The sequence below is a fragment of the Kitasatospora saccharophila genome, assembly GCF_039529925.1.
GTDB classification, from domain to species: Bacteria; Actinomycetota; Actinomycetes; order Streptomycetales; family Streptomycetaceae; genus Kitasatospora; species Kitasatospora saccharophila.
Window position 1 is genome coordinate 1 of sequence record NZ_BAAANS010000187.1, and the last position, 588, is coordinate 588.

The following is a 588-nucleotide window of genomic DNA, read 5'->3' on the forward strand; positions in this document are numbered from 1 at the left end:
CTCCTGAGAGATCAGCATCGTGAAGCTCTGCCCCGGACAAGTTTGCATTCTGTAGATCACTATTTGCAAGATTACAATTGTCAAGAATTGTATTTGAGAGATCAACCCGAGGAGCGACAGTTAAATTATGAAAGTCTATATCTCGTAAATCAGTATTCTGCATATTCCCGCCAGAAATATCCGTCTCCCCAAGTAATATCCCAGAGAGATCGCATTCTCGCAGGTCCACTCCTGAAAGGTTGGATTTCCATAGATTAGCCCCTGAAAGGTTAGCACCACGTAGATTTGCGCCTGATAGATTTGCGCCGTAGAGAGTTGCGTTGGACAAATCTGCCCACCGTAGATCCGCTTCCGAAAGATTAGAATATCTGAGATCAGCACCTGACAAGTTAGTGTTTAGAAGGTTTGAGCGGGAGAAATCAACTTTGTGGAGAGAATATCCAGAAAATGAAAGTTTATTTTTTATTTTTATTCCGGAAAGTTGTGCTCCATCAATTACCTGGTTATCAGGTGAAGACCTATCATTACAGTCGATTGAGTCCCTAGATTTCTGAAGATCTTCAACTGACTTTTCTATTTCATCTGAAT

General features: G+C 41.5%; 1 protein-coding gene. It reads right to left on the reverse strand.

The genetic code is table 11. The annotated features are described in order from the left end of the window. On the reverse strand, positions 1-588 hold a 588-nt coding region (locus tag ABD345_RS40095), incomplete at both ends, for a pentapeptide repeat-containing protein (RefSeq protein ID WP_344559784.1).